Raw genomic sequence first — 270 nt, 5'->3', positions numbered from 1 at the left:
CCATTGACCACAGGCAAACAACGAATGTTATATTGCAGCATAATAGAAATGGCTTGAATCACTTTATCATCGGCATGGATAAGTTGTGGGTTTTTGGTCATCACGTGAGGAATAGGCTGAGTAATATTAACCGCTGCAGCGACTACATTACGCGTCATGTCTCGATCGGTCACAATACCGACAATTTCATCCTGCCGGGTAATCACCGCGCATGAACTAAAGCGTCCTTCCTCACCACACATCGCTTGAGCCACCTGATGAATTGACAAG

At 45.6% G+C, this 270-nt stretch carries 1 protein-coding gene; it reads right to left on the bottom strand.

The window, feature by feature from the left end; translation table 11 throughout:
* The coding region (locus tag ACS2QP_RS27765; RefSeq protein ID WP_438883066.1) for a CBS domain-containing protein at positions 1–242 on the bottom strand (242 nt) is incomplete at its 3' end.
* Positions 243–270: the final 28 nt, after the last annotated feature.

The organism is Bacillus cereus group sp. Bce019 (assembly GCF_051781745.1).
Lineage (GTDB): Bacteria > Bacillota > Bacilli > Bacillales > Bacillaceae_G > Bacillus_A > Bacillus_A cereus.
Note: the sequence above shows the minus strand (reverse complement) of the source record. Positions and strands in the feature narration are given on the sequence as shown.